At 70.5% G+C, this 1,019-nt stretch carries 1 protein-coding gene; it reads left to right on the forward strand.

What is annotated here, in order from left to right; translation table 11 throughout:
• Positions 1-893, forward strand: an 893-nt coding sequence (locus tag FXO23_RS50535) for a TRM11 family SAM-dependent methyltransferase (protein ID WP_158896353.1), incomplete at its 5' end; no start/stop codon positions are given.
• Positions 894-1,019: the final 126 nt, after the last annotated feature.

The raw sequence follows: 1,019 nt of genomic DNA on the forward strand, positions 1-1,019 counted from the left end.
GCGCCACGGTGCACGGCATCGGCCGCGCCCGGGGCGACCTGCGTCGGCTCGCGAACGCGATGGCGGCCCTGCCGGTGCACGAGGTGCTGGCCGCGCGCAGTCGCTGCGTCGGCGCCGGTGCCCTACGTGGTGTGGATGTTTCCGCTTCCTTCCTCGGGCGGCGGAACTACACGCGGTTAAACTACACGCGGTTCGATCTCGAGGACATCGTCGGTGAATCGGTCGGGGCCGTCTTGGGTCTGCCCTACCGCAGCCGGCGTGGCGGGAACGTTCCCCCGCCGGGTGGGCTGTCGTGGCGGGTGACGGTGGCCGACGACCGGGCATTGGTAGCGCTGCGTCTCGGCGAGCGGCCGCTGCACCGCCGCCCGTACCGGAGGGCCTCCCGGCCGGGCAGCCTGCATCCGCCGTTGGCGGCCGCGCTCGTCCGCATCGTCAGGCCACCCCGCGGCACCGTGCTGCTCGACCCCTGCTGCGGCACCGGCACGATCCCGATCGAGGCCACCCGGATCGACGCCGGACTCCGCGTCGTGGGCGGCGACGTGAACCCGCGCGCTGTCGCCCAGGCGGCGACCAACGATTCGGACACGGCCGTGCGTTGGGTCGTCGCGGACGCCGGCCGGTTGCCGCTTCCTGCTGGGACAGTAGACCTCGTCGTGGCGAATCCACCATGGAACCGTCAGGTGCCCTTCGCCGGAACGCTGGCCCGGCAACCCACCCGGTTCTGGTCGGAGTTGCGGCGGGTACTCCGACCCGGAGGCCGCGCGGTACTCCTGACCACCGACGCGGAATCTCATCTCACCGCCGCGAAACGTGCCCGGTTCACGACACTGGACAAACGTCCGATCAGCCTCTCCGGCGCCCATCCGGAGATCCTGCACCTACAACTCCGATGACCACACCGCAATCCGCACGCGCCAGTCCAACGCCATACCTGCCTGGGGATGAGTGACCCATGCACTACTCATAGCCGATGAGCGGGTCACTCAGCCCTGGCGAGTCGGTCGAATGGACAGGTCCCC

The sequence above is a fragment of the Amycolatopsis anabasis genome (assembly GCF_009765355.1).
GTDB classification, from domain to species: domain Bacteria; phylum Actinomycetota; class Actinomycetes; order Mycobacteriales; family Pseudonocardiaceae; genus Amycolatopsis; species Amycolatopsis anabasis.